The organism is Amphritea atlantica, from assembly GCF_024347255.1.
GTDB lineage: Bacteria > Pseudomonadota > Gammaproteobacteria > Pseudomonadales > Balneatricaceae > Amphritea > Amphritea atlantica.
Genome location: NZ_AP025284.1, coordinates 1,953,942 through 1,978,918, shown reverse-complemented (window position 1 = coordinate 1,978,918; position 24,977 = coordinate 1,953,942). Strand labels below are relative to the sequence as shown.

Annotated in this window: 21 protein-coding genes; 2 read left to right on the top strand and 19 right to left on the bottom strand. The window is 50.3% G+C overall.

All coding sequences use genetic code 11. The features are described 5' to 3' along the window. Positions 1-11 precede the first annotated feature (11 nt). The 7 genes from OCU43_RS09020 to OCU43_RS08990 all read right to left on the bottom strand — a co-directional run bounded on the left by OCU43_RS09020 (position 12) and on the right by OCU43_RS08990 (position 7,290). Positions 12-704 (bottom strand): ABC transporter ATP-binding protein, encoded by a 693-nt coding sequence (locus tag OCU43_RS09020; RefSeq protein WP_091353680.1) that lies wholly within the window; start codon positions 702-704, stop codon positions 12-14. After that, positions 701-1,456: an ABC transporter ATP-binding protein gene (locus OCU43_RS09015; RefSeq protein ID WP_091353678.1), complete on the bottom strand. Its 756-nt coding sequence runs from the start codon at positions 1,454-1,456 to the stop codon at positions 701-703. Before OCU43_RS09015 ends, OCU43_RS09020 begins: the two co-directional genes overlap by 4 nt. Further along, on the bottom strand, positions 1,456-2,460 hold the full coding sequence (locus tag OCU43_RS09010; protein WP_091353675.1) for a branched-chain amino acid ABC transporter permease: 1,005 nt from the start codon (positions 2,458-2,460) through the stop codon (positions 1,456-1,458). The genes OCU43_RS09015 and OCU43_RS09010 overlap by 1 nt, the downstream gene beginning before the upstream one ends. Before the next feature lie 2 nt (positions 2,461-2,462). Beyond that, positions 2,463-3,320: a branched-chain amino acid ABC transporter permease gene (locus OCU43_RS09005; RefSeq protein WP_091353672.1), complete on the bottom strand. Its 858-nt coding sequence runs from the start codon at positions 3,318-3,320 to the stop codon at positions 2,463-2,465. A 63-nt stretch (positions 3,321-3,383) separates the two neighbouring features. After that, on the bottom strand, positions 3,384-4,574 hold the full coding sequence (locus OCU43_RS09000) for an ABC transporter substrate-binding protein (protein WP_217647375.1): 1,191 nt from the start codon (positions 4,572-4,574) through the stop codon (positions 3,384-3,386). Between the two features lie 131 nt (positions 4,575-4,705). Then, positions 4,706-5,452 (bottom strand): FadR/GntR family transcriptional regulator, encoded by a 747-nt coding sequence (locus OCU43_RS08995; protein ID WP_091353670.1) that lies wholly within the window; start codon positions 5,450-5,452, stop codon positions 4,706-4,708. A gap of 650 nt (positions 5,453-6,102) precedes the next feature. Continuing rightward, positions 6,103-7,290: an MFS transporter gene (locus OCU43_RS08990; protein WP_175483422.1), complete on the bottom strand. Its 1,188-nt coding sequence runs from the start codon at positions 7,288-7,290 to the stop codon at positions 6,103-6,105. 114 nt (positions 7,291-7,404) lie between these two features. Between OCU43_RS08990 and OCU43_RS08985 the strand changes: the two genes are divergently transcribed. Further along, on the top strand, positions 7,405-8,235 hold the full coding sequence (locus OCU43_RS08985; protein WP_091353661.1) for an AraC family transcriptional regulator: 831 nt from the start codon (positions 7,405-7,407) through the stop codon (positions 8,233-8,235). 129 nt (positions 8,236-8,364) lie between these two features. Here OCU43_RS08985 and OCU43_RS08980 read toward each other — a convergent pair whose 3' ends face one another. The 7 genes from OCU43_RS08980 to OCU43_RS08950 form a co-directional block, all read right to left on the bottom strand. Then, positions 8,365-8,613 (bottom strand): hypothetical protein, encoded by a 249-nt coding sequence (locus OCU43_RS08980; protein ID WP_091353659.1) that lies wholly within the window; start codon positions 8,611-8,613, stop codon positions 8,365-8,367. Positions 8,614-9,157: 544 nt separating this feature from the next. Continuing rightward, entirely contained in the window at positions 9,158-10,117 is a 960-nt protein-coding gene (locus OCU43_RS08975) for a GGDEF domain-containing protein (protein WP_091353656.1), read from the bottom strand. A gap of 356 nt (positions 10,118-10,473) precedes the next feature. Next, positions 10,474-10,890 carry a hypothetical protein gene (locus OCU43_RS08970; protein WP_091353655.1) on the bottom strand — a complete coding sequence of 139 codons (417 nt, stop codon included), beginning with the start codon at positions 10,888-10,890 and terminating at the stop codon, positions 10,474-10,476. Between the two features lie 24 nt (positions 10,891-10,914). After that, entirely contained in the window at positions 10,915-11,544 is a 630-nt protein-coding gene (locus tag OCU43_RS08965; protein WP_091353652.1) for a 3'-5' exonuclease, read from the bottom strand. Between the two features lie 5 nt (positions 11,545-11,549). After that, entirely contained in the window at positions 11,550-12,218 is a 669-nt protein-coding gene (locus tag OCU43_RS08960; protein ID WP_091353958.1) for a YehS family protein, read from the bottom strand. Between the two features lie 93 nt (positions 12,219-12,311). Further along, a complete protein-coding gene (locus OCU43_RS08955; protein ID WP_091353651.1) occupies positions 12,312-13,253 on the bottom strand; it encodes a 2-hydroxyacid dehydrogenase in 942 nt (313 codons plus the stop codon). A 30-nt stretch (positions 13,254-13,283) separates the two neighbouring features. Continuing rightward, a complete protein-coding gene (locus OCU43_RS08950; RefSeq protein ID WP_175483421.1) occupies positions 13,284-15,764 on the bottom strand; it encodes an EAL domain-containing protein in 2,481 nt (826 codons plus the stop codon). A gap of 468 nt (positions 15,765-16,232) precedes the next feature. Between OCU43_RS08950 and OCU43_RS08945 the strand changes: the two genes are divergently transcribed. Further along, positions 16,233-19,730: an ATP-binding protein gene (locus OCU43_RS08945; RefSeq protein ID WP_091353645.1), complete on the top strand. Its 3,498-nt coding sequence runs from the start codon at positions 16,233-16,235 to the stop codon at positions 19,728-19,730. Positions 19,731-19,842: 112 nt separating this feature from the next. Here the strand turns inward: OCU43_RS08945 and OCU43_RS08940 are convergent, their stop codons facing one another. From OCU43_RS08940 to OCU43_RS08910, 5 genes are all read right to left on the bottom strand, one after another. Next, entirely contained in the window at positions 19,843-20,088 is a 246-nt protein-coding gene (locus OCU43_RS08940; protein WP_091353642.1) for a GlsB/YeaQ/YmgE family stress response membrane protein, read from the bottom strand. Positions 20,089-20,128: 40 nt separating this feature from the next. After that, positions 20,129-20,923 (bottom strand): hypothetical protein, encoded by a 795-nt coding sequence (locus OCU43_RS08935; protein WP_091353639.1) that lies wholly within the window; start codon positions 20,921-20,923, stop codon positions 20,129-20,131. Between the two features lie 160 nt (positions 20,924-21,083). Then, positions 21,084-21,758, bottom strand: a complete 675-nt coding sequence (locus OCU43_RS08930; RefSeq protein WP_091353636.1) for a sarcosine oxidase subunit gamma — start codon at positions 21,756-21,758, stop codon at positions 21,084-21,086. Between the two features lie 2 nt (positions 21,759-21,760). Beyond that, on the bottom strand, positions 21,761-24,661 hold the full coding sequence (locus OCU43_RS22225) for a 2Fe-2S iron-sulfur cluster-binding protein (RefSeq protein ID WP_091353634.1): 2,901 nt from the start codon (positions 24,659-24,661) through the stop codon (positions 21,761-21,763). Next, complete coding sequence (locus tag OCU43_RS08910) at positions 24,658-24,975, bottom strand: sarcosine oxidase subunit delta (protein WP_091353631.1); 318 nt, start codon at positions 24,973-24,975, stop codon at positions 24,658-24,660. Before OCU43_RS08910 ends, OCU43_RS22225 begins: the two co-directional genes overlap by 4 nt. Between the last annotated feature and the right edge of the window lie 2 nt (positions 24,976-24,977).

The window sequence follows — 24,977 nt, the reverse complement described above, 5'->3', positions numbered from 1 at the left end:
AAGCCGGTTGTCTAAACCGCCAGATAGCGGTCTTTTATAATTTCCTGCTGGCGGAAATCTTCACCTGTACCGCTGTAAACAATATTTCCCTGTTCAAGGACATAGTGCCGGTCGGCAAGTCGTTCACAGACGGCCAGGTTCTGTTCAACCAATAACACCGATACACCGGTTTCTCTGATGCGCTCAAGAATGCGCACGATCTCATCAACGATTACCGGAGCCAGCCCCTCTGTCGGCTCATCGAGCAATAACAGTTGCGGGTTATTCACCAGAGCCCGGGCCATGGCCAGCATCTGCTGCTCACCACCGGATAGCTCATTACCGCCATTTTTTCGCCGTTCATATAACCGCGGGAACATTTGATAAACGTCGGCCATGCTCCAGCGACTGCCAGCCCGCACCGCTATCGAAAGATTTTCCTCCACACTCAGCAGACTGAAGATCCCCCGATGCTCAGGCACTAGTGCGATACCGTAACGGGCGATCTCAAAGACCTCTTTACCCACCAGCTCAACATCGTTAAACCGGATCGAACCCTGCTTAGGTTTAACAATGCCAACGATACTGCGCAGCGTGGTGGTCTTACCGGCGCCGTTTCGCCCCAGCAGCGTAACCAGTTCGCCTGGGCCCACTTCAAGAGAAAGCCCCTCAAGGACATGGCTTTTACCGTAATAGGAGTGAACATTATTCAGCTCAAGTTTCATGATCCGCTCTCCCCCAGATAGGCTTTCTTAACCCGTTTATCACCGCTCACCTCATCCGGGTCACCCTCAATCAGGATATTGCCCTGATGCATCACCGTAATCCGGTCTGAAATCGACATCACCAGGCGCATGTTGTGTTCAATCAGCATAACCGTGTGATCGCGTCCAAGTTCTGCAATAAGCTGTGTCATCACTGGAATATCATCAACCCCCATCCCCGATGTCGGTTCATCAAGTAGCAACATCTGTGGGTTGCTGCACAGTGCCATACCAACCTCAAGCACTCGCTGTTGCCCATGGGAAAGTTCGCCGGCACAGGTATCCGCGACCGCTCCCAGCTTAATCCGTTCAATCACTTCGTCAGCCTTGTCACTATGTTCACGACGATGCTGATCTGAATACCAGAACGACAGGGCTCCCAGTCCATCTCTTCCCTGAGCAGCCAGGCGCAGATTCTCATGCACACTCAGGTTCTGAAACAGGCTGGTGATCTGGAATGAGCGGGACATGCCCGCAGCGACACGTTTATGCGCAGCCTGGCTGGTAATATTTGTGCCGGCAAACTGAATATTGCCGCTGGACGGCTTGCGTTCTCCCGTTAAGCAATGAAACAGTGTGGTTTTACCCGCGCCATTGGGACCAATCACCGTATGGATTGAGCCCCGCCGTATTTTCAGATCAACACTGCCCAGCGCGGCAAAAGCGCCATAACGTAAACCGAGACCTTCTGTTTCAAGTATGTAATCGTTCATCAGTTAGCCTCCCGGGATTTCGCTTCCGGCTCTTTTGAGCGGCGATACTCACGCCAGCGATCAGCAATTGAACCCAGGCCGCCCCACAAACCTGAAGGCATAAACAGCACCACCGCAATCAGAGCAATACCCAGCAAAATCATCCAGCGGGGCCAGACAGATGACAGTACATCACCCAGCAAGACGATTGATCCCGCCCCCAGAATAGAGCCAAACAGCGAGCCGGTGCCACCAATGATGGTCATGATCAGTATGTTCTCAGACATCTGTAACTCGATATTCGAGAGAGGAGCAAAGTTCAGCAACATCGCGTACAACGCTCCGGCTATACCGGTGATACCCCCTGAAATAACAAACGCCAGTAACTTGAAATGGTTGGTTGAGAACCCCACCGCTGAGGCACGATTCTCATTTTCCCGAATGGCCACCAGTGTTGTGCCAAAGGGAGAATGGATAACCCGGCGGGCAAAAATAAAGATCAGCATAAACAGGGTAGCGACAAAGGCGTAGAATGCCTCGCTTGATACCAGGTTACTGATTTCAAATCCAAGCAGGGTTAATGCAGGACGTGGAATATCCAGCAGACCATTATCACCGCCGGTCCAGTCACTGACACTGTAAGCGATAAAATAGGCCATCTGTGAGAACGACAATGTCAGCATGACAAAGTAGATCCCTTTACGGCGAATAGATAACGCCCCTACCAGGCCCGCCAGTAACGCCCCAGCCAACATCGCACTGAGCAAAGCGCTGAGCAGGCCAAAATTCCAGTGGATCATGCATATTGACGCGATATAAGCACCGCCTCCGAAGAAAATTCCCTGACCAAAGGAGAGTAATCCGGTATACCCCAGCAGCAGATTACAGGCCAGTGCAGCCATCGCAAAAATAAGGATTTCGGTTGCCAGAGTTGCCGAAGGCAGCAACAGAGGCATCAGTATAACCGTTGCCAGGGTTGCCAGAGTAACCCCGCCAAGCAGCGATGATCTTTTCTGCTTCATCATAATCAGGCTCTCCCGAACAAACCGTATGGACGTAACAAAATAACAAACGCCATCGCACCATAAATCATCAGGCTTGCACCCTGCGGCCAGATAGTTGTCATCAGACTCTGCACCAGACCGACAATCAGACCACCAACCAATGCCCCGGTGAACGACCCCATGCCGCCAATCACAACGACAACAAAGGCTATACCCAGCACCTCAACACCAACAAAAGGGTGTACACCCCGGATCGGGGCAGCCAGTACACCGGCAAGACCGGCAAGACCCACTCCCAGCGCAAAGGTAATAGAAAACAGTTTGTGGATATGAGTTCCCAGTAAAGAAACGGTTTCAGTATCCTCACTTCCGGCTCGCACCAGCGCGCCAAACCGGGTTCGTTCAAGCAGCAACCAAAGGGCAAACGCGATAACCGCCGAGAACAGAATCACGAATAAACGGTATTTCGGATAGAAAAAGTTCCCCATCTGAAAGACCCCCTGCAGCGCCTCAGGCACCGCGACAGATTTACCGATGGGCCCCCAGATTGAGATCGTCAGTTCCTGAATAATCAGTGCTATGCCAAGGGTTATCAGAATGTGATAAGTGTGTGGCAGATGATAAGCGCGTTTAATCAGTATTCTTTCAGTAATCAGGGCCAGTATCGCTACAGCAATAGGTGCTATGGCTAAAGCCAACCAGAAATTTCCCGTTAGTGCTACGACGGTAAAGCACAGATATGACCCGATCAGGTAATAAGCACCGTGGGCAAAGTTAACAAAATTTAAAAGACCAAAGATAATCGTCAGTCCAACCGAAATCAGAAAATAGATCATCCCCAGTCCGACACCATTCAGTATCTGAAACAGATAAAGACTCATCGGATCGCTCCTGCACAACGAATATATGCCGTATCCCGGTATCACCGGGATACGAATACTGATTTAGCTACGCTTGCACGTCAGAGCTGATTCATCCGGAAACGACTTTCCAGAACTGATGATATTGACATAATCGTCCTGATCGGCCATGTCTGCGGCAGGTTTACCTTCCAGCAGATAGTAGTCTTTCAGAACCTGATGATCGGCTTTACGAATCACTTCGCTTCCGGTTGGGCCTTCATACGTGGCTCCTTCCAGCGCTTTAGCAACCGCAGCACTATCGGTTGTTCCGGCCTTAGCAATCGCATCCAGAATCACAGTGGTGCTGATATAGTCAGCGGCCAGAGGGTAGTTAGGGTTCATACCGTAAACCTCTTTCACCCGCTTAACCAACGCCTTGTTCATGGGTGTGTCCACGGTGTGCCAGTACTGCGCACCGAAATACACGCCTTCGGCAATATCCGGACCCAGCTCCTGTAACTGATCAAGACCGGATGACCAGGCGACCAGAATGGTCATCTGATTTTTCAGACCGAAATTAACAGCCTGGCGCAGCGCATTCGATGACTGAGAACCAAAGTTCAGCAACAACAGAACATCCGGTTGTGCCGCCATCGCGTTGGTGAGGTAACCGGAGAACTCCTGCTCTTTCAGGGAGTGATAACTGTTACCAACATGTTCGATACCTTCCTCGGCAAATACCGCCTTGGCATTGTTCAACAGCGCCTCGCCAAACACATACTGAGGTGTGATGGTGTACCAGCGTTTTTTCTCCGGAAACTTATCAATCAGCGGTTTTACGGTTTGCCGGATAGCACCATAGGTCGGCACAGACCAGCGGAAAGTAGACATGTTACAATCGCTTCCGGTCAGTTCATCGGCACCCGCCGGGGTGATGAAAACACCATTAACCTTGTTAACTTCTTTACCGATAGCCAGCGCCGTAGAAGAGAGCGTTGCACCATCAAAAAAGCGGGCGTTGTCCTGACTGATCGCTTCCTGAACCTTACGCACCGCTTTACCCGCATTGCCCTCGGTATCAATCGTCTCATAGTGGACGCTCTGCCCCAACAGATCGCCATAATCCTCTACGGCCAGTTTAGAGCCCATATCTGCGTATTTACCATAACTGGCAAATGCACCAGACACTGATTTTACACCGTAGATAGTAATGCCATCTGCAGCCAGCGTAAGAGAGCTCGTTGCCGACAGTACTGCGGATATCAGGACGTTCCTCAACATTATCTTTTTCATACTGCTTTCCTCTAAGGTTTAATTGCTCTTCTATTTATTTGCCTTAATTTAAAGCTTCTCATGTACTACTTATTATTCTGTCCGGCCTGTTCAACAAGCTCTTTTTGCTGGGTACCTGAATACCCTGGGTATTACATTTTTTTTGAAATTTTGCCGTCCAACGCAACGAAATGCGCCTCAGCTTCGCACATATGCTCACCCATCAACCTGCGCACCTGTGCTTCATCTTCTGCGCGATAGGCATCAAGTAAACGCTCGTGATAATCAACATTGGATTGAGTAAACTGGTAAGCATCAATCTGATAAGACTTTTTCAGCACGACCAGATCTCTGAGCGCCTCGTTCAGAAAACGCCCCATAAAGCTCAACAAGGGATTTGGACATGCATCAGACAACACATTATGAAACTCAAGCTCTGCGATTCTCTGGCTGCGCTGCTGATCTTCAGACTCAGGCGGAGTCGCACAGGCATTGGTATGCGCTTCAAGCAGTTCAAAGTCGGCCTGAGTCAGCTTTCCAACCACCGACACCGCCAATTCAACCTCAATCAGCTTGCGCATCTGGTAAATCTGTTCCGCAGAAAGGTGATTAAAATATAAATAGTTTCGCAGCATCTTACTGGCAGGTTCAGTTCCAACTTCAGAAAGGTAAGCCCCACCTCCCGGGCCAGGACGGGTATACACAAGCCCTTCAACCTCAAGCGCCTTCAGGGCTTCTCTGACCGTGCCTTTGGAGCAGCCAAACTGATCAATCAGATCCTTTTCATTAGGCAGGCGATCACCCGGCAACAGCTTTTCAGCAACAATCATCGACTTCACCTCATCAACAATGAGGTCAGATAGTTTCTGTTTACGGTACTTTCGCTGAATTTCAGCCATTTTATCTCCAAATTGAGCGACTTAAATAATTAATGTAAATAATCATGATTAATTATTTTAGCTCAAAAAAATCAGCTTCGAGAGCTGTTTCTGCTAAAGGGTGACACTGTTTGATATCGTCAGTGTGTCATTGATATCCCCTCGCCGTTATTCGAAACTACAATAGATCCATCAGTTAGTTAAATATTTATAAAATTAATGTTAGTTAATGAATTGCTTAACTATGAAAAAAATCAGCTGTAGTGAGACAGGGTATTTCTTCATTAAAGCGCTCTATTTCGAACTTTTTTATTGTCAGACGAGCCTGTTTCAGAAAGACAAAAGATGCTGGAGAAATCAGGATTTTATAGTTGGAAAACCTGGTTTCCTTATGGATACCAGCTGAAACGCCGAAAAATATGCGATTCATCAGGCCCCTTATAGAAGCGATTTGGGTCTGACCGACAGGACAGGGACAGCACTCTCTTCAACACCGTATCTATGGTTACAATAAAGTATGACGCAGACGAAAAAGGACAGGAAATTCTTCCCTGCTTTATCCCAGATCGTCAGCGCCGTATAAAAATCATCCAGATAAGTCGCTTTACAAACCTATACGAGTGAACCAGCTAACAAGCACTCAGGATAAAGCCTCTGCCCGCTACAGAAGCCTATGAAGCGTTTGCGATTTTCCCCGAAAACAGTATCACTTCCTCTCCTGGCGCAGGCTTCTCAGGCACCATCCGCGCCAGTATCAGCGACACCCCGCCCAGCGCGGCACCGGTGAGAAACACCGCCGCCGGAGAGATAATCCATAACACCCCATAGGCGGCAGGCAGCACCACTGCAGCAATATGGTTGATGGTGAAAGAGACGCCTGCCGTAGAAGCCAGATCCTTCGGATCAGCAATTTTCTGCAGATAGGTTTTCTGCGCTATCGCCATAGAGAACAGCAGGTGGTCGGCAATATACAGTCCCACCGCAATCCAGGGATCTGACACAATAGCGTAGGCAGTAAACACGATAATCAGCCCGATATACTCAATGGTCAGGGTCTTACGTTCGCCCCAGAAACCGATCAGCTTGCCAATCCTGGGCGCACAAACCATATTCAGAGCGCCATTGATGAGAAACATGATGGAGATCTCACCGGCAGAAAAACCAAACTTCTCCACCATCAGGAAGCTGGCAAACACCATGAAGATCTGCCGCCGGGCACCGCCCATAAATACCAGCGCGTAGTAAAGCCAGTAACGTTTTCGTAGCAGCAGTTTTTTATGCTGCTCAACCTTTCCCTCCATGCGAGGAAATGCTAGCCAGCAGAACAGAGTGATGCCTACAGTAACGCCACCACCGAGGAGATAAACCGTTTGCATCGATAAACCGGATATATCCAACGCCAGCCATACCAGCGCAAACGCCACCAGGCTGGCAAAGGAGCCAATCGCCACCATCTGACCCAGGCGATGGGGTGCTTCCTCCTTGCTGAACAGCTGTAGTGAGAGCGACTGATTCATGGTCTCATAGTAGTGAAACCCCATCGACATCAGCACGGTAGTACAGTACAGCCCGACCTCGGAGGGAAAAAATCCGGTGGCAGCGGTCCCCAGCCCCAGAAGCAACATCGATACCAGAGCCAGGGTCTGTTCACGCATCAACACCAGCAACAGCACCGCGCCGAAAGAGATAAACCCGGGAATCTCACGCAAAGATTGCAGAATACCGATCTCAACCCCGGTAAAGGCCGCTTTCTCAATGGCGAAGTTATTCAGCAATGCCATCCACACCCCCATCGACAGGGGCATCGCGCCCGCCAGCAAAAACAAAAATAACTCCGGGCGACGGATCAAGTTCAACATAGTGACTCCTGTACAGTCGGACATTCTTAACAACGCAGTAATACCCGACCTGATGACTCAATTAATTTCTCAGGCTACTTTAAAAAAGATCCAATCTGGCGTATACAATAAAGCATGCCAACTTATATCGAGAAACAGACAGAGCTACCTGAAATTCCCAAACACTGGGTAACCCTGGATGGAAAACCGGTCAATCGGCTGGAACACGTTCCCCGTCAGGTCGTGATCCGTAAAGCTGACCACGAAGCGGGATTTTATTCGCCCTACCATAGCCATGGCTGGGGACAACTGCTGTTTATCGCCGCCGGACTGATTCAGGTGTCAGCCCGGGATATCGGCTACTGGGTAGTACCGCCGCAACGGGCGGTATGGATTCCCGCCTTTATCGAACACGATGCCCGCACGATCCATCCGGTACAGATGCGCAATGTCTATATTGCACCTGAAGCCTCCAGAGATCTGCCCAATCACTGTCAGGTCATCCATGTAACCCCCCTGTTGCGGGAGCTGATTCTGGAGATGGTCTCCTTTGATACCCTCTATGATGAGGACGGCACACAGGGACGTATCGTTCAGGTGTTTCTTGATCAGCTTAAAACCATTCCTGAGGCCCCTCTCCACCTGCCGCATCCCAAAAGTAAATCCCTGATTGTGATCGCCCACAGGCTGAGAGATAACCCCGCCGACCCGCGCTCAATAGATGAGTGGGCAACCGAGCTGGGCACCAGCGCGCGCTCTCTGGCCCGACACTTTCGCCAGGAAACGGGGATGACGTTCGGGCAGTGGCGACAACAGGTGCGCCTGCTGGCGGCTCTGACCCGCATCGCCCAGGGGGATGCAGTAGCCAACGTTGCTCAGGATCTGGGTTACAGTAGTCAGAGTGCCTTTATCACCATGTTCCGCAAAGCACTGGGAAAAACACCGGGGAGGTATTTTGAGCTGTAAAGCGCTCAAAAAGTGGCAAGAACGGCGCTTCGCGACTCGCTAGTGGTTAGAAAAATCGACAGTGGCAGCAGCATTTTAGGTGGCCAAACACTTATGACGACGCTTAATAACAACACTTAATAACAGCGCTCAGTCACCACCGCCATCGCCACCACCTGAATCACCATCGAAGAAACCACCGCTATCACCGCTATAACCATCAGACCGACTGCCGCGACCACCGGATCCCATTCTTAAAACCAGCCATACAGCAAGGGAGGCCCCGAATATCAATACGCCCAATGGCGCCACCATATTAAACAGCGTTTGATCTGAATGCAGATCGGTGTAATGCCATGAGATCCAAAGCCCCGCCAGAATAATTACGATTGATTTCATGATGCTTTCCCTATGGTTAATCGTTTTAACAATTCATCATTCCCGGTCCAGATCAGCTTCAGGACAATCTCTAAAAGCTCTTTTTAGCGGTTAACTGGGTATTAAAGTACTCCAGCAAGAGGATAGATCTCCCCATCACCAGCTTAATCCCCCATTGCTTCTTTTCGCTCACGCTCATATTGATCGTAAGATTTATTGTAGCGATTCACACACTCATCATATTGAGAGGGTGGCAACTTAGAACATTCGAGCCTGTTACTTAGCTGAATACTTTCAAAAGAACCACTATTGGTACAACCAGTGATAAGAAAAAAGCATAAATAAAAGAGCTTCACTTTCATGATTCTATTCCGATTTTTACGGGTGCAGAAAACTAACCAACAGCACAACATCATCCTAAGCCCTGAGAAGATAATGCATCATTGATCAGCCGGGCGGCCTGCCCAGCTCATTCTCTCCGGATGATACGGAAAAAAGGGGACTCACGACTTTGCCAGACGATGGGATGAAAATATACGGTTAATTGTTATTTCGCTGGGACAAATTACTCACCGCATACCCGGTTGCGTCCCTCCTCTTTCGCCCGATAAAGCGCCCTGTCCGCGCGGTCTACCAGTTCCTGGATCTTATCGCCGGCGTGTCTTTCAGCCACACCGAATGAGACAGTCACCTTAAAATCAGAGCAAAACGGATCACTATTCACCAGGCGACATAGCTCTTCAGCTTTGCTGACAGCGGCATCACAGCTCGCTTCACTGAGTACGATGGCGAACTCATCCCCCCCAAGACGATAGATCGTATCAAGCTTTCTCAGTCTTGAACTCAGTAACTTTAGAACAGCGCTGAGAACCTCATCCCCTTTTACATGGCCAAAAGTATCGTTGATGGTTTTAAAATTATCTATATCCAGGAAAATGAGTGACAGTGAGGTATGCTGCTCGGTCGCTGAGGCAAAAAACTGTTCCATGTGATGATTAAACAAACGACGATTACCCGCACCGGTTAAACCGTCCTGAGTCGCCTGCTGTGTAAGAACATCCTGATGACCCGCCATACTCCTGAAAACAATGTATGAAAAAACATTCACCAGGGTAATGGTAAAAAGAATACTCAGTTGTTCGATCAAAACCAGCTGCGTATTGATGATCGGAAAGATCGCAAACAGAGCCAGAATATTGACAATCAACGCTTCCCCGGGCTTGAGCAGGAAATACCCGGTAATCATGGTTGGGTAAAACCAATAGATAAGCGATGGCCCCTTGATGTTAACCACCAAAACCACCGTGACGAGAAATAATGCGGTGAGGATAAGACACGCTATTCGTAACTTATTGCTTTTAAGGACATACAATCCGATCAGGGTCGCGCCCACTAATGCTCCAGAATCAACCGCAGCCATCAGCCAGAGCTGATCCATCAGGCGTAAAACGATAAAAGGCAAAACGCCAATAACACAGGCGGCACACAACCCGAGGATAATGTTTTTCTTATTATAAGAGTACATCGGTACTTACCATCATATTTTACTCTTCACCATATATCTGATCACCCCAGAAGTAACCCGAATAAGTCCCCATAAAGAGATATATGTACGCTGCAACCTGCACCAAAAGCACTGTTTTAGCGTTTCAGAAGGCTTTGTAAGCGGGTATAAGGAATTGGTTTTCGGAGCCGGGATGAGGTCGAGCAGACATATTTGATTACATTGAGCAATTCAACGACCAGAGGAAAAAGCGTGAGCTAATTCAAACCGCTCTTAACTGACCGTCCAAAGGATCGGGGTAAAACCAGGTTCAATTGCTGCAGGATGCAGCTCCTACATATAATACTGACGCTCTTATCCAGCGGCGAAGCCGCGGTCTAACCACTGATATGTTGTATCAGGGCCGTTTGCGAATCAGCACAGTGATAACTGTCTTCCAGTAACTCAAAACCGGTGAAGATGATCTCCAGTGCACGATCGTTGGTAAGCAGCAATACGATGGTGTAGTCCTTGGTTTTTTCTATCTCGTAGGCACCGGATTTAAACCAGCTATCAGCCAGTTCCAGCTGTTCCAGATAGTCCTGACGGGATACCGAATGGAACTCCAGGGGGATAGTATTATCGCCTCGAAACTGAACCGCCGTATAGGTTTTAGGCACGGAGAGAAAATCCCGTTTAGTGGCATAAACTACCGTCAGCAGAGGCTCACCTTTGGGGTTGTGGCTGATAAAGGAGCAGTCGGTGCCGGGTTCAATCTCCAGTGCAGGCAGTTGCGAAAATTTCTTTAAAATCATTCTGACAATATCCTGTGTGCGTTCTCAGTTAACCAGACCCAGTATCAGCGATGCATGGCCCGTTTGCTGCAGGCTCTGGACAATCCGCAAGGCAGCATAGGCATCATTCGCGGCATAAAGCAGCTGTGCTTCGCTGAGTTTCGGCAATGCCCAGTTGGAGGTCGAAACCCGTTTTGATTTATTGAATTTCTGCCCGAACTGTACCGCAATCGCGGCTTTAACGCCCAGTTGGCGACGATATCCCAGTTTCCGATAGACGGCATCCAGGTCAAGAATCGCACCAATCTCAACGCCAAACTTACGCCGGATGTGACTGCGATCCGATTGCAGGCCGAAGCCCACTTTGACTACCTGTTCAGACTCCAGCACCTGACAAATGATCGGATAAGCCGCCTGATCATGCAGCTGAAAAACATACGCCGTATCAGCGGTACAGAGCTGAACAACATGGGGGCCGTCGGACATCTGATCTTTGCGAAAGACCGGTTTCGATTCGGTATCAAAACCAACAAAGGGGCTGTCCATCAGATGTTGCAATGCTAACGCCAGCGCGTCTGCATCACTGGGTTGCTCAATCTGATCCAGTGTCATGCCCTGAAAAACGGGTAACTGTGCGATCTCATCCCGGGTTGGAGGCAGCTGTTTCTCTTTCATTCCGCTCAGCTCTTTTTACCGGTTTTAGCCAACGCTTTTGCCCAGACGGAGTGACTATCCACGTTTGTCGATTGCGCTGTTTTTTCAGCCGCTGGTTTATCAACGACAAACTTCACATCCTGTTTCGCTCGTCTTTCTGCAGAGGGTTTGCGTACCGGTTTATCGGATTTAGTGGCCGTTGTACGCGGAGGCTTACTGGTTTTAGCCCCCGGGGTTTTATCGCGCAACTGGCTTTGTAATCCGCTGAGAAAGTTGCGCAGTACCTGATCCTGACACTCACGATAGTTCTGGTGGCCCTGTTTGCGAAACAGTGCGCTCAGCTCATGCTTACTCAGTCTGACGCCGGCCAGCTTAAGAATTGCCAGAATATCGTCAGCGGTCAGATTAAGAGCGATCTTCAGCTTGCGGAAGATAATGTTGTTATTCAGCCGCTTTTCCGGCACCGGCTGATCCCCCTCCTGTCGGCCCCGCTTTTCGACAATCAAACCGTTCAGAAAGGTCGCCATCTCCAGATCCGGCATGCGTATATAATCGGCATCCTCCTCCCTTTTCAGCCAGCCAGAGAGCTGCACACGGGTTACCGCCAGATCAGCATGACGAAACACCCCGATCATTTTGGTATCACTAAAATCGAAGGTATAGCGCAGGCGGCGGAGAATATCGTTATTGTTCACAAAAAGGGTCCGGACTGAGGTGAATAAGGCTGGCACTTTACCACAGTTAGCCCCTGTTCAGCGCCTATTGTTTAAGGATTAATCGCAACAGAATTAATAGCCGCGATTTTTATCAACACACTCAGGCAGAATTCCCTGTGACAGGTAAGCGGTGATATTTCCGGCGACAATACGGCTGGCGGTGGCCACACTGGTCGGCGCAGAGATATGCGGCAACAGGGTGATTTGGGGGTGATGACACAGGGGGGACTCTGGCGGCAGAGGTTCTTCAGCGAAAACATCCAGCACCGCGTGGCTGATCAGCCCCAGGTTCAGAGCTTCCAGCAGATCGCTCTCAACCACCGTTGCGCCACGGCCAAAATTGATCAGTGCTGCACCGTTTTTAACCTGTTGGAAAAATGCCCGGTTCATTAAGCCCTGAGTAGCAGGCGTCAGCGGCAGAAGATTGACAAGAATATCCGCCTTAGCAAGCAACGCTGACAGCTGATCACCGGCATAGCAATCGACAGAATCGATCTGTTTTACTGAACGACTCCAGCCGGAAACACGAAAGCCATTATCCACCAGCCGTGACGCACTGCGTTGTCCCAGCAACCCCAGCCCCAGTACAGCAATATGCCGATCAGCAGGATCAGTATAAGGAAGCTGTTGCCAGAGAGAGTCCACCTGCTGCTGGCGGTATTGAGGCATATCACGGTGCAGATACAACACCCAGGCCAGCACCGCTTCTGACATCGTTTGTGCCAGTTGCGGATCGGTCAGACGAACAATTTCAAACGGCATGTGTGACAGGTTAGCCATCATCCCCTCGACACCAGCCCACACCGAGTGAACCCACTTCAATCGGGACAGTTGTGCAACCTCCACCGGATCAGGATTCGCCACAATAGCGATCTCTACCTGCCCCCTATCTACTGCGGACAGTTGAGAGAATTCACAGATATCACAACCGGGTAGTTGCGACTGTATTGTATCTATCCAGTCGCAGGCTTCCTGACGACTAAGCTGATGTATAAAAGGGATTAGGGGTCGCATACTGATCTCGTATTACCGCGTTCACAACGACTATATAAAATAGAGGTTGCCGGCACTCTCGCTATGATTTTTTACATCTTCCATAAAGCGGATGAATTCATCAATAGGTATTGGCCGACAGAAGAGATATCCCTGCCCCATCTCACAACCCAGCCGAATCAACTCATTCAACTGATCCTGTGTTTCTATTCCTTCAGGACACACTCGTAAGTTGAGCGATTTCCCCAGCGAAATGACATTTTTAACTATCGCCAGGCTGTCAGTATTATTTCCCATTTTCTGAATAAATGACTGATCAATTTTCAGTACATCAATATTGAACCGTTGCAGATAGGTCAGGCTGGAATAGCCCGTGCCAAAATCATCCAGCGCAATCACAATCCCCTGGTTATGCAACGCTTCGATAATCTCCTGGGCAGTCTCAATATTTTGCATCAGAGCGCTTTCAGTCACTTCCAGCTCCAACATTTCAGGCGGCAGGCTACTCCGACCAAGTATCGTCATAACCCTGTCTACAAAGTCTGTCCGCTTCAACTGAGAGGCGGACACATTCACCGCCACAGGAACTTCAGGATGATCTGGAAGCCATTTATCCGCATCGGAACACGCAGTTTCCAGCACCTGTTCACCCAGCTGTTCAATCAGGTTTAACTCTTCTGCTACCGGAATGAACTCACAGGGCGAGATCAGCCGTCCGTTTGAGTCCCGCATTCTTACCAGGGCTTCTACACCAACAATCCGGTATTCCCAAAGGGAGAACTTAGCCTGGTAGTGCACCTCAAAACTCTGATGTTTAATCGTTGTACGGATTAGCTGTTCTATTGCATGCCTGGAGAGCAAGTCTTCTTCCAACTGGTTGGAAAAAAAGCAGTGGCGCCCCCGACCTTCGTACTTGGCCCGATACATCGCTACATCGGCCAGACGCATCAGATCTTCTGCATCAGCAGCATCATCAGCCGCAATACTGATGCCCATACTCACCGACAGCCCACACTCCCCCTCGGTCAGCTTAAAAGGCTTTTCCATCTGCTTATGAATATTGATCGCCATCCGTTCGACCTGGCTAATATCATCAATATACGGGATAACCATTGCAAACTCGTCACCACCGATTCGTGACAACGTAGAACGGGTCTCACTCAGTTTACTAAGCCGGTCAGCCACCTGTTTAATCAGGCTGTTTCCCTGGGTATGACCCAACGAGTCATTGATATATTTAAAGTTATCCAGATCGATCAGTATTAAAGCTGTTTTCAATCCCGAGGCTTGTGCAAATGCAATGGCATCCTCAAGTCTCTGTTGCAACAGAACCCGGTTAGGCAATCCGGTCAACTGATCGTGGTATGCCAGATAATCCATTTTATCCGAGATCGCCACCGTATCACTGAGATCCCGGAACACAATCACCGCTCCGGTGATTGTGCCATCGGTATCGGTGACGGTGGCGGCAGACCCCTCTATGGGATAGACATGACCATCATCACCGGCTAACTGGCTGTTAGAGGAAAGGTAGTTAACACACAGATGCTCCAGTGCCAGAAGCCATGGACTATCAATGCGATCACCGGTTAATCCATCGTGTAAAACAAAGACCTCTTCAATAGGGAGACCGTATGCGGCTACGGGTGAAATTCCGGTTAAACGTTCAGCAATCGGATTCATATAGGTAACCCGGCCGTCGGTATTAATCGAGATAACGCCATCGCCAATTACATTAAGGGTGACATTATAGTTTTTATTTTGCAGCTGCAGCTCGCGCTCCGTTTTTTTCAGAGAGGTGATATCTATAAGTGTCAGCAAATACCCCTGAACGCCTGTCACCGGATTTGCATTAACAAAGTTCACCTGAAGGTGTCGTTCACTGCCGTTATGCAGATAACTGATCTGGGGAGCGGAACCGGTTTTTTGTGTTGCGAATCGCCTTAACAGCCGGGCTAAGCGGGGCGGTAACAGATCATCAATCGACCGACCGGACATCTCAGTAGCAGAATGACCAAACCATGCACCCTCGGGGTCATTGCTGTATTTATTAACCCAATCCCGGGTCCAGTAAGTGACCTGCACAGGTAAACTGCTAATCATCGATGTTAATGCCTGATGTTCGAGTTTAACCTGTTTCACCTGGGCAGATTGCTGTAGGTGATTTTTCACTTTCAGACGACAGTTTTCAACATTGATCGGTTTAGTCAGATAATCAACGCCTCCGGCCCCCAACGCCTGAGTTTCGATCACTTCGCTTTCAGTTGCTGTAATAAAGATGACAACCGGATGTTCAAATTCGGGATCGGCTTTGAGTATTTCGCACACCTCGATACCGCTTAAATCCGGCATACTGATATCAAGCAGAATGAGGTCCGGTCGATATAAGCGGGCCTGTTGCAACGCAGTTTCACCACAATCCGCTTCAATAATCTCGGCCATACCACTGACGGCGTCTGCTAACAAAAGGCGGGTAGCTTCATCATCATCGACTAATAGAACTGTTAGTGGAGCTTGAGTATCCGTTCTCATTTTTCCCATACTCATCTACGTTAGGATTAACCCGGTCTTTAGAGGTATTACTGAAACAGTCTGTTGCGACTAACCAGGCCTGCTGGATGCATAGGTTATAATCCAATTATAGACAATCTTTAACATTCTACTACTATACAAACTCTATTCCAGAATTATACAACGCCTCAAAAAGACCACATAAAAAGTAGGCAATACATTGATATTATTAAATAATTAATAGAGAGCAATTGACGCTTAGACACACATACACCAAAATTAGTAACAAAAAGAGTGTAATTAAATAGTCTCGTTAGAATGATTGCGAATGCAGATAGTCACCGGCAAATACCGATAAACCTATGAGTTTATTCATGTTATGCCATCGCGATCGAAAGCAACTGTCATATTTGCTGCTCTTATCAACTATTTTGTTATCTATTCTGAAACACCCTGCAGTACCGGGCAGACAGACTCAGGGAGAGTTTTATGCAATCGGCATTCAAATTGCGGCAATTTTATCTGGGAGTAATGATTGCCGTTATCTTATTTCTGACACTCTCTGCTGCCATTTACTACCAGGCGCAAACCAGTATCAGAGGAGATCAGCTTGTCAATCAAAGCCTGGATCTGAAACAGATTGAACGCTATCTTAATGATCAGTTAGACACTCAGCGCAAGCAGATTCGGTTTATTGCCCAACTCCCCGCCATTGAGGCGATTGTCCATAAACTGACTGACGCCAGCATCCCTGACTCCCGCGAAGCGCTCAGCCTGAATCAATGGAAGTGGCATCTGCAACAGACGTTTCTGGCGTTTGTGAAAACGACCCCTGAGATTCGTCAACTGCGCTTCATCGGTATCGCTGATAACGGTCGTGAGCTGGTCCGGGTTGACCGCCGTCAGGGACAACTCAGTATCATTTCTGAGCAGCACCTCCAGTCCAAAGGAGAGTCAGCCTATTTTAAGGAGATAACAAACTCAGCCGATGAGTCAGTCTATTTAAGTGATATTGAGTTTAATCGTGAGTTTGGCAAGATCGAACTGCCGGAGTGGCCCACCTACCGTCTGGCGGTCAGAGTATACGATGCCGACCATACGCTGTTTGGCTTTGTCATTATCAATTACAACGCCGGACCATTACTGCAGAGACTGAACAACATGCACCATGCCGGTGGTGTGTTTTTGCTCAATGACCGTGGTGATTTTCTGTTACATCCCGATCCGGATATCGCCTTTGCTTTTGAACGGGGTAACCCCATCACCTGGCTAGACTATTCAGGGCAGACAGAGCCGGTTAGCGGATCACAACACTGGCAACAGATTAGTACGCCTGATGGCGATACCCTGAACTACATCGCCAGCCAGATTAACCTGGGAAGCAGCAACGAGCCAAGACAGTTCACCGTTATAAAGACACTGACAGAAAACTCTCTACAGGCGCAGGTATATAAACACTTCCTGGCAACATTTGCCGGCCTGTTAATCATCTTCACGATCGCCCTGAGCGTGGTTTTTCTCTACCAGAAAGCACTTTCGGCCCGCAAAGAGCTACTTAAAACCCAAAGCAATTTCCGCGCAATTGTGCTGGGGTCTTCAGAAGCGATCATTACCGTCGACAGGAACGCCTGCGTGAAAGACTGGAACCCGGCAGCTGAGCGGTTGTTGGGCTACAACGCTGCGACACTGCTCAGTCTCAATATATGTCATGTCATAGCGGATACTGATGCGAGCAGCCAATGCCTGTTATCGGTGCAGGACGTCATTGACGATGGCAGAATACGCACAAATGAGGTTCAGATAAAAAACCGTGAAGGGCAGGTTCGTCATGTGGAGATGACGCTGTCGGCAATTAAGGATGATCAAGATAGCCAACACACTGCCACAGCCGCGGTGATCATTCACGATATTACAGCGCTTAAACAGGCACAGGCGCTGCAATTAAAGCACAATGAGGCGCTGGAGCAACAGGTTGAAGCACGCACCCGTGAACTGCAGGACGCTGTCCATGAAGCCCGGGCGGCCACCGAACTAAAAAGCCGCTTCCTGGCCAATATGAGCCATGAGATCAGAACGCCGATGAACGGCATATTTGGCATGCTGGGATTACTCCGTAAAGGGCCTCTCAGCCGCCGCCAGCAACAGCAGCTGGAGCTGGCAGAGAGCAGCGTTAAGTCGCTGACCCTGCTGATCAACGATATTCTGGATTTTTCTAAAATTGAGGCCGATAAACTGGAACTTGAGTTTATTGACTTTGATCTTCACCGGCTGCTGCACGCCTGTGTCCAGTCGATTTCATCTGTCGCCTACAGCAAAGATATTGAGATGATTGCTCATCTGGTGGATGTCGACACCGTCTGGGTCAATGGAGATTCAAACCGGATACGCCAGGTTCTCAATAATCTGCTCAGTAACGCCGTCAAGTTTACCATGACAGGACAGATCTGCCTCAAGGCAGCCACCTATATGAAGGATGACGAAACGCTCTGGCTTAGCTGTTCAGTACAAGACACCGGCATCGGTATTAGCTCGGAGAAACTATCCGGGATCTTTACCTCCTTCTCCCAGGAAGAGATTGGAACTTCCCGGCGATATGGGGGCAGCGGGCTGGGGCTGACAATCTGCAAACAACTCTGCCAACTCATGGGTGGCTCGATCAGTGTGGTCAGCGAAAAAGGGTATGGCAGCACCTTTTCCTTCACCATCCCCCTCAATCCAGCGACCACCGAAGCAACCCCAGCATTTAAACCGGAGCTGGGCGGCCAGGGTGTATGGATAGATGCAACGCAACCCAGCACTTCAGCCAACCTGACAAAAATTTTTCACAGCTGGGGAGCGCGTGTCACGCTGTCGGATGCTGATCAGTTTCATAATATATACCAATCGCCCTCCTACGACCTGCTGGTTGTCGATTCAGTCAATTACATCCGGCTGAAGCCCGGTATTGAGCATTACCTGCAGCAGAGCAACCCATCAGCGCAGGTGATGATCATCGATAACTGGCATGCCCCGGATCTGATCGATCCGGCCGTTCTGGATCCAGACACCGTGTTAATTGACTCACCGGTAACGCTGGTCAATCTGTCAACAGCCCTTGAAGCTTTAAAGATCGACCGAAAACATGCCGAAGATGAGCCGCCAGTTTCAGATACACCACAGCTCAACTTCCATAACCGTAATCTGCTGGTCGTCGATGACCACCGGATCAATCGTGAAGTACTTCAGGGGCTGCTGGAAGACTATCATGCCCATGTATTGCATGCACAGAACGGCCAGGAGGCCATCGAGATCCTCCGCCAGCAAACCGATGATACTGTGCTCGCTATTATCATGGATTGTCAGATGCCGGTGCTGGATGGTTATGAGGCGACCCGGAAAATCCGTACCGGGGAGGCTGGCCCGATCTATATGAATGTCCCGATCATCGCCTTAACCGCCGCGGCCCTGCAGGGCGAGAAAGAGAAGTGCCTGCAAGCGGGCATGAATGACTATCTGAGTAAGCCTTTTGAACCGGAGACGCTAAAACAGCTGCTGTGTCAGTGGCTACCCCACGTTATTGAAGCCCCTGCCCCGGTCAACAGTGCACAACCGCACACTCAGAGTGACGATTCACAAGCCCCCTCGCCGCTCTGGAATAAACACAAGGCATTGCAACAACTGAATCAGAAACAAACGCTGTTACAACGTATTATTGAGATCTATCTGAAATCCGCCCCTCAGATTCTGAAGACTCTTCAGAATGCGGCAGAATCTGGCGATACAGCCGCGCTGATCAGTGCAGCGCACAGCTTAAAAGGGATCTCCGCTAATGTCGGAGCAACCCGTATCGTTGAACGGGCCCGTCAGTTGGAGCGTGAAGCAACGCAGATGAGCGCTGATGAGATCGCAGCGGAAGTGTCACATCTGACAGCGGATATTCAGCAGTTCAGGTGTTTGCCGGAACTACTGAAATTCATGCAAGCGACAGGCTTTGAAGGCAATGATTAGGAAAAACACTGCGGACGAATGAACGGGTGACGCATGTACCAGTCACTAAAGCCCCGACAGATCGCATCATACCCAGAGATTGAAGCTTTAATCGACTCAGGGAAGCTGAGGTTTACTTCAGTTTTTTATAAACAAACAGCAGAATAAAGGCACCAACGGTTGCTGTTGCTATGCTGCCAAGGCTAAGACCATCCAGGGTGCCGAAACCGATCAGATTGCCGAGAAAACCACCGACAAAAGCGCCAGCGATACCCAGCAGAGTGGTGATGATAAAACCGCCACCATCCTTACCTGGCATAATCCACTTTGCCAGTACACCTGCGATTAAACCTAAGATAATCCAGGACAGAATCCCCATAGCCACACCCCTTTTCTGTTTTTTAAACTCGTATACAAGACTAGTCTATCTTAAAGCGCAACGAGATTTCCCCATATTTTTCATACTCTAAGGTAAAATTCATCTCGGGGGCGACTTCAATAACCCCGGCATAGGAACTGGTAATCACCACCTGACCCGCCTTGATATCGATACCCCGCTGGGAGAGGAAATTAACCATCCAGAAAAGTGGTGTCTGAGGATAGCCTGAAGGATGTTTGCCCTCTATTTGTCGACATCCACCTTCCAGCGAAGGGTCGGTAACAACAAATCGAATCTCTGACGCTGCACAGGCCTGTACAACGCTGATTGGCGGGCCGACAAATAACCCCTGATTAAACAGACAGTCGGCCAGATGTTCGAGATAGCTGATCGAATCGGGCTGAACATAACGACTCAGAATCAGCTCCAGTGCCAGATGTGCGCCACACAGAGCGTCCAGTATCTCCTCTTCACTGTAGGGTTCCTGTCGGTGCGGCAGATCACGCCCGAAGCGAAAACCGATCTCCGGTTCAATTTTGCACACCCCCTCGTCCAGTTGCATTGTACAGGGGGAATCATCAGAGATACTGCTGCTGAAAATCGGCGCGATAACAGGCACATTGTCCAGGCCATCAATCGCGATCGGCAGCGCACATTTCCAGCCACCCACCGTCTCTCCGGCTAATGCCATCTGTTCAATCAGTGACTGCTGAATCGCCAACGCCTCTTCTACTGTTGCAGGACGCTGTTCAACGGGTAAAGCTCCGCTGATCTGCTGATTAAGGCGACGGGTAAGCAGGGCCTGAGCGGCTGCCCGGATATCAGTTTGCTGCATAAACGGTTCGCATATGTGTTAACGAAAGCACTCACTTTACTGCAAAGTCAGACAATAGGAAGGGGGGTATAACGAAATCGACGGAAAATAAAAAAACCAGTGGCATCGGAGGAGATGCCAACCGGTTTTTGGGTGATGGAAACGGTAAAGCCTGAGCTTGTTATTGACTGCTCAGGAGAAAATTCTGGCCTGCCGGAGCGCCCTCAAACTCAGCCATGGCATCCAGCAGAGCATCCCAGAGATACGCGGCCGATGCACTGTCACTGAAGATTGAGTAGACAGTTTTCCCTGCCATCGGATGATGACAGATAATCCCGCCGACCCGGGCCAGCGAGGTCATCACCAGATCACCGGGGGCAAAGCTGTCCTCTCGCAGATCAACCGCACAGACCTTAGCCATAATATCCGCCAGATGCTCCCCTGCCAGCGCCAGCCAGGTATAACTGTCATGGCAATAGACCGGATAGATTCCGGAGCCGCTCAGCTGTTGCTGAAGTGCATCCAGATCACGCTCGGCAGCGGCGTTGGGTAGCGCCAGCACCCAGTACTCTGTCCGCCCCAGCCGTAACACCATCATGCCATCATCAGATACCGTCAGAGTGTTTGGCTGTTCCGGGTGCATTAGCCCGGCGGCGATCAGCGCCTCGCCCGCTTTCGGGCCGCGCAGACCAAAGCGGGGCCGCACGGAAAGATCAATCAAAGCGGTGTCCGGATCGCTCTGATCTGCATAGCTGAGCACCTGGGCAGCACCGCTTACCTCGGCAAACTCGGCCTGCGGATGCTTACGATAGATAAAACTTCGACTGTCAAACAGTTCAGGTTTAATAACGGTCATGATCACATCTCCTGTCTCAGGTTTTCAGGATCATAGAACGGCAGTTTAACCACATCCGCCATAATCTCTTCACCCTCTACGCGAATACTAATTCTGGAGCCCGGTTCACTATCTGCAATGTCCGCAAAGGCCAGACCGATAATCGCCTGACTGGCTGATGAGTACTCGCAGGAGGTGACATTGCCGGTAATCTTATCCCCTTTCAGCACCAGATGGCCCTCTTCCGGTTTAGTGCTGTTAAGCGGCAGTTTAAAGCCCACCAGTTTTCTCGTTTGTGGCTGAGCCATTACGATATCCACCGAACGACAACCGACAAAGAACGGCTTCTTGCGGTTCACCGCCCAGGTCAGATCCAGCTCGCCGGGATGGCTCATACCATCGGTATCCTGACTGACAATCAGATGGCCTTTCTCCAGTCGCAACAGACGCTGGGTTTCTACCCCGAATGGGCGGATATCAAACGCTTTACCTGCATCCATCAGCGCATCCCAGAGTGCTTCACCATAGCGGGTCGGTACATGGATCTCATAGCCCAGTTCACCGACAAAGCCAACCCGTAACAGTCGCGCAGGAATGCCCGCAACATGGCCTTCCCGATAGGCCAGATAGGGAAACGCTTCGGCACTGAGGTCGACATCATCCACCAGTTGCTGCAGCACTTTACGGGCATCAGGTCCGGCCAGATTAACCGCAGCAAACGCTGAGGTAACGTGCAGAATATCGACATCAAGACGCCACTGTGCATTCCACTTGGTCATATCCCGGTAGACCCGTTCAACACCACTGGTGGTGGCTGTCACGTAGAAATGGTCCTCGCTGATACGACAGGCAACCCCATCATCGATCACTACGCCGTGCTCATTAGTCAGCACCGCATAGCGGGTCTTTCCTACCGGCTGTTTCAGGAAGGCAAAGGTGTAGATCCGGTTCATAAACTCAGCCGCATCGGCCCCCCTGATCTCTATCCCCCCCAGGGTGCTGACATCGATCAGCCCTACTCTGGAACGCACATGCTCAGCTTCTTCCCGAATCCAGCGATCCCGCTGAGCGGCATCACCATAGAACGCAGGCCGGCGCCAGTTCCCCGCCGGAATCATCTTCGCCCCCAGTTCCAGGTGACGATGATGCATCGCGGTGTGTCGTCGTGGATCAAAGATACGTCCGGCAACATGCGCGAGTTTTTCCGGGGCAAAGGGTGGTCGTGCGGTGGTCACACCGGTTTGCGTTACCGTCCGCTCGGTGGATTTCGCCACTAGCCGGGCGGTTGGCAGAGCTGAATGACGGCCCTGGGACGGTCCCATACCCACGGTTGAGAAACGCTTCACCAGCTGCACATCGCGGTACCCCAGACGGGTCGCATTAACGATATCTTTAGCCTGCAGATCTTCATCATAATCGACAAAATCTTTACCCTTGGGATGGCTGAAGATTGGCCAGCTGAAATTGGGTTTGGCAAGACAGCTGACCGGCTGTTCAGACTCATCACTGAGTTGCAGACGGCGCAGTGCGCGGATCGCAGCATTCGCACCGTCATTCAGTACCGCTTCCAGTGTATGTAAGCCATTCACAGAACCGGCAATGTGCACCCCCTGGGGTAGCCCGGACAGGGTAAACTCTGCGGCATCATCGTTATAGGAGAGCTGCGCACCCGCCTGACACAGCAACTGATAAGCTGGCATATAACCCGCTGACATACAGAGCAGATCACACTCCAGTGTTGTACTGAACTCACTAACCTCGCCTTCGCCAACGATAGTGCGGATATCAACGCCCCGTATATGTTTGTTGCCTTTGGAGGGTAACGCTTCATAAACGGTGCTGTTCTGAATAACCTGCACCCCTTTCTGCTTCACGGCGCCCAACAGTTCCGGCCAGGGGTGTTCAGATCGCAGATCAACAATGGCGGCGACTTCAACACCATTTTCAAGCAGTTCCAGCGCCGTCAGATAACCATCATCATTGCCGGTCAGCACGACCGCCCTGCTGCCCGGTCTGACCGCATAGAGTTTCATCAGCCGGGTCACCGCGCTGCACAGCATAATGCCCGGCAGGTCGTTGTTGCGAAACACCACATGCTGCTCATAGGCACCGGATGCAACGATGCACTCCTTAGCCCGCAACTTATAAAATCGTTTGCCTCTGATCAGTGGCAGGTAGTTATCGGTAACCCAGGCGTTGCACACCGTATCGGTCATCACCTCGATGTTGTCGTGGGCGGTGACCTTGTCGATCAGCTCGCAACGCAGAGAGTCCGCCTGCTGCCCCGCAATATCGAAGCGGTTATAGGTCAGCGCACCGCCTAACAGCGGCATCTCCTCGACTAACAGTACTTTAGCTCCGGCATCGGCGGCTTTCAGTGCAGCACTGAGCCCCGCCGGGCCGGAACCGATAACAACCACATCGGTGAACAGATACTTTTTATCGTAGTATTCCGGCTTAAACGTCAGGTCCAGTTTGCCCAGTCCCGCTTTATCACGGATAAAACTTTCCCATTTATCCCACACGCCCATCGGCTTAAAGAAACTGCGATAGTAGAAGCCCACCGGCATAAAACGACCAAAGTGGCCGAGATAGGCATCTTTGTCCCCTTCGAGGGTACCGTTGTAGTTTTGACCCTCGGCACTGATCCCTTCGCGAATCATCTCACGATCGGCCAGTACATTGGGCTCACCGCCCAGCTGTACTAAGGTATTGGCATCCTGACCGGCCATGGTCAGAGGCGCACGGGGGCGGTGATATTTAAACGAACGGGACATCAGCCACTGCTGATTAGCCAGCAATGCACTGGCAATGCTGTCGCCTGCAAAACCCCGGTACTGTTTACCTTCAAAGCTGAACGACAGCGGTTTCTCCCGATCGATCAGCAACCCCATCGGGGCCTTTAGGCGCTTCTCGCTGCTCATGCGGTAATCTCCTCAGACTGACTGCTCTCTGCTTTCGCACTGAACTCGACCCGTTTGGTAAAGATTTCAGAGGGATCGTAAGTTCGCAAAATCTCATCGCTGCCGGTATGCCGTTCGGCGATAAACCAATAGCCTGACGGAGCGTGCAGCCACCATTCGGTAATCACGCCAATCTGGTTATCGCTGTAAAACACATACTCGGCCCACTCCCTGTCAGTGCAGTTGTTTGGGTCCGGCATCTCACGCAGCTCGCCACCATGGACAAATTCGCTGCTGTTTCGGGGTCCGTTCAGAGGACAATTAATAATCTTCATTG

Excerpts from the sequence above, each read along its gene's own strand:
- OCU43_RS08990 (WP_175483422.1), bottom strand. The coding sequence starts at position 7,290 with ATGTTGAACTTGATCCGTCGCCCGGAGTTATTTTTGTTTTTGCTGGCG.
- OCU43_RS08945 (WP_091353645.1), top strand. The coding sequence starts at position 16,233 with ATGCAATCGGCATTCAAATTGCGGCAATTTTATCTGGGAGTAATGATT.
- OCU43_RS08965 (WP_091353652.1), bottom strand. The coding sequence starts at position 11,544 with ATGAAAGAGAAACAGCTGCCTCCAACCCGGGATGAGATCGCACAGTTA.
- OCU43_RS08980 (WP_091353659.1), bottom strand. The coding sequence starts at position 8,613 with ATGAAATCAATCGTAATTATTCTGGCGGGGCTTTGGATCTCATGGCAT.
- OCU43_RS09005 (WP_091353672.1), bottom strand. The coding sequence starts at position 3,320 with ATGAGTCTTTATCTGTTTCAGATACTGAATGGTGTCGGACTGGGGATG.
- OCU43_RS08910 (WP_091353631.1), bottom strand. The coding sequence starts at position 24,975 with ATGAAGATTATTAATTGTCCTCTGAACGGACCCCGAAACAGCAGCGAA.
- OCU43_RS09010 (WP_091353675.1), bottom strand. The coding sequence starts at position 2,460 with ATGATGAAGCAGAAAAGATCATCGCTGCTTGGCGGGGTTACTCTGGCA.
- OCU43_RS22225 (WP_091353634.1), bottom strand. The coding sequence starts at position 24,661 with ATGAGCAGCGAGAAGCGCCTAAAGGCCCCGATGGGGTTGCTGATCGAT.
- OCU43_RS08940 (WP_091353642.1), bottom strand. The coding sequence starts at position 20,088 with ATGGGGATTCTGTCCTGGATTATCTTAGGTTTAATCGCAGGTGTACTG.
- OCU43_RS08955 (WP_091353651.1), bottom strand. The coding sequence starts at position 13,253 with ATGCGACCCCTAATCCCTTTTATACATCAGCTTAGTCGTCAGGAAGCC.
- OCU43_RS08970 (WP_091353655.1), bottom strand. The coding sequence starts at position 10,890 with ATGATTTTAAAGAAATTTTCGCAACTGCCTGCACTGGAGATTGAACCC.
- OCU43_RS08930 (WP_091353636.1), bottom strand. The coding sequence starts at position 21,758 with ATGACCGTTATTAAACCTGAACTGTTTGACAGTCGAAGTTTTATCTAT.
- OCU43_RS09020 (WP_091353680.1), bottom strand. The coding sequence starts at position 704 with ATGAAACTTGAGCTGAATAATGTTCACTCCTATTACGGTAAAAGCCAT.
- OCU43_RS08995 (WP_091353670.1), bottom strand. The coding sequence starts at position 5,452 with ATGGCTGAAATTCAGCGAAAGTACCGTAAACAGAAACTATCTGACCTC.
- OCU43_RS09000 (WP_217647375.1), bottom strand. The coding sequence starts at position 4,574 with ATGAAAAAGATAATGTTGAGGAACGTCCTGATATCCGCAGTACTGTCG.
- OCU43_RS08950 (WP_175483421.1), bottom strand. The coding sequence starts at position 15,764 with ATGAGAACGGATACTCAAGCTCCACTAACAGTTCTATTAGTCGATGAT.
- OCU43_RS08935 (WP_091353639.1), bottom strand. The coding sequence starts at position 20,923 with ATGCAGCAAACTGATATCCGGGCAGCCGCTCAGGCCCTGCTTACCCGT.
- OCU43_RS08975 (WP_091353656.1), bottom strand. The coding sequence starts at position 10,117 with ATGTACTCTTATAATAAGAAAAACATTATCCTCGGGTTGTGTGCCGCC.
- OCU43_RS08985 (WP_091353661.1), top strand. The coding sequence starts at position 7,405 with ATGCCAACTTATATCGAGAAACAGACAGAGCTACCTGAAATTCCCAAA.
- OCU43_RS09015 (WP_091353678.1), bottom strand. The coding sequence starts at position 1,456 with ATGAACGATTACATACTTGAAACAGAAGGTCTCGGTTTACGTTATGGC.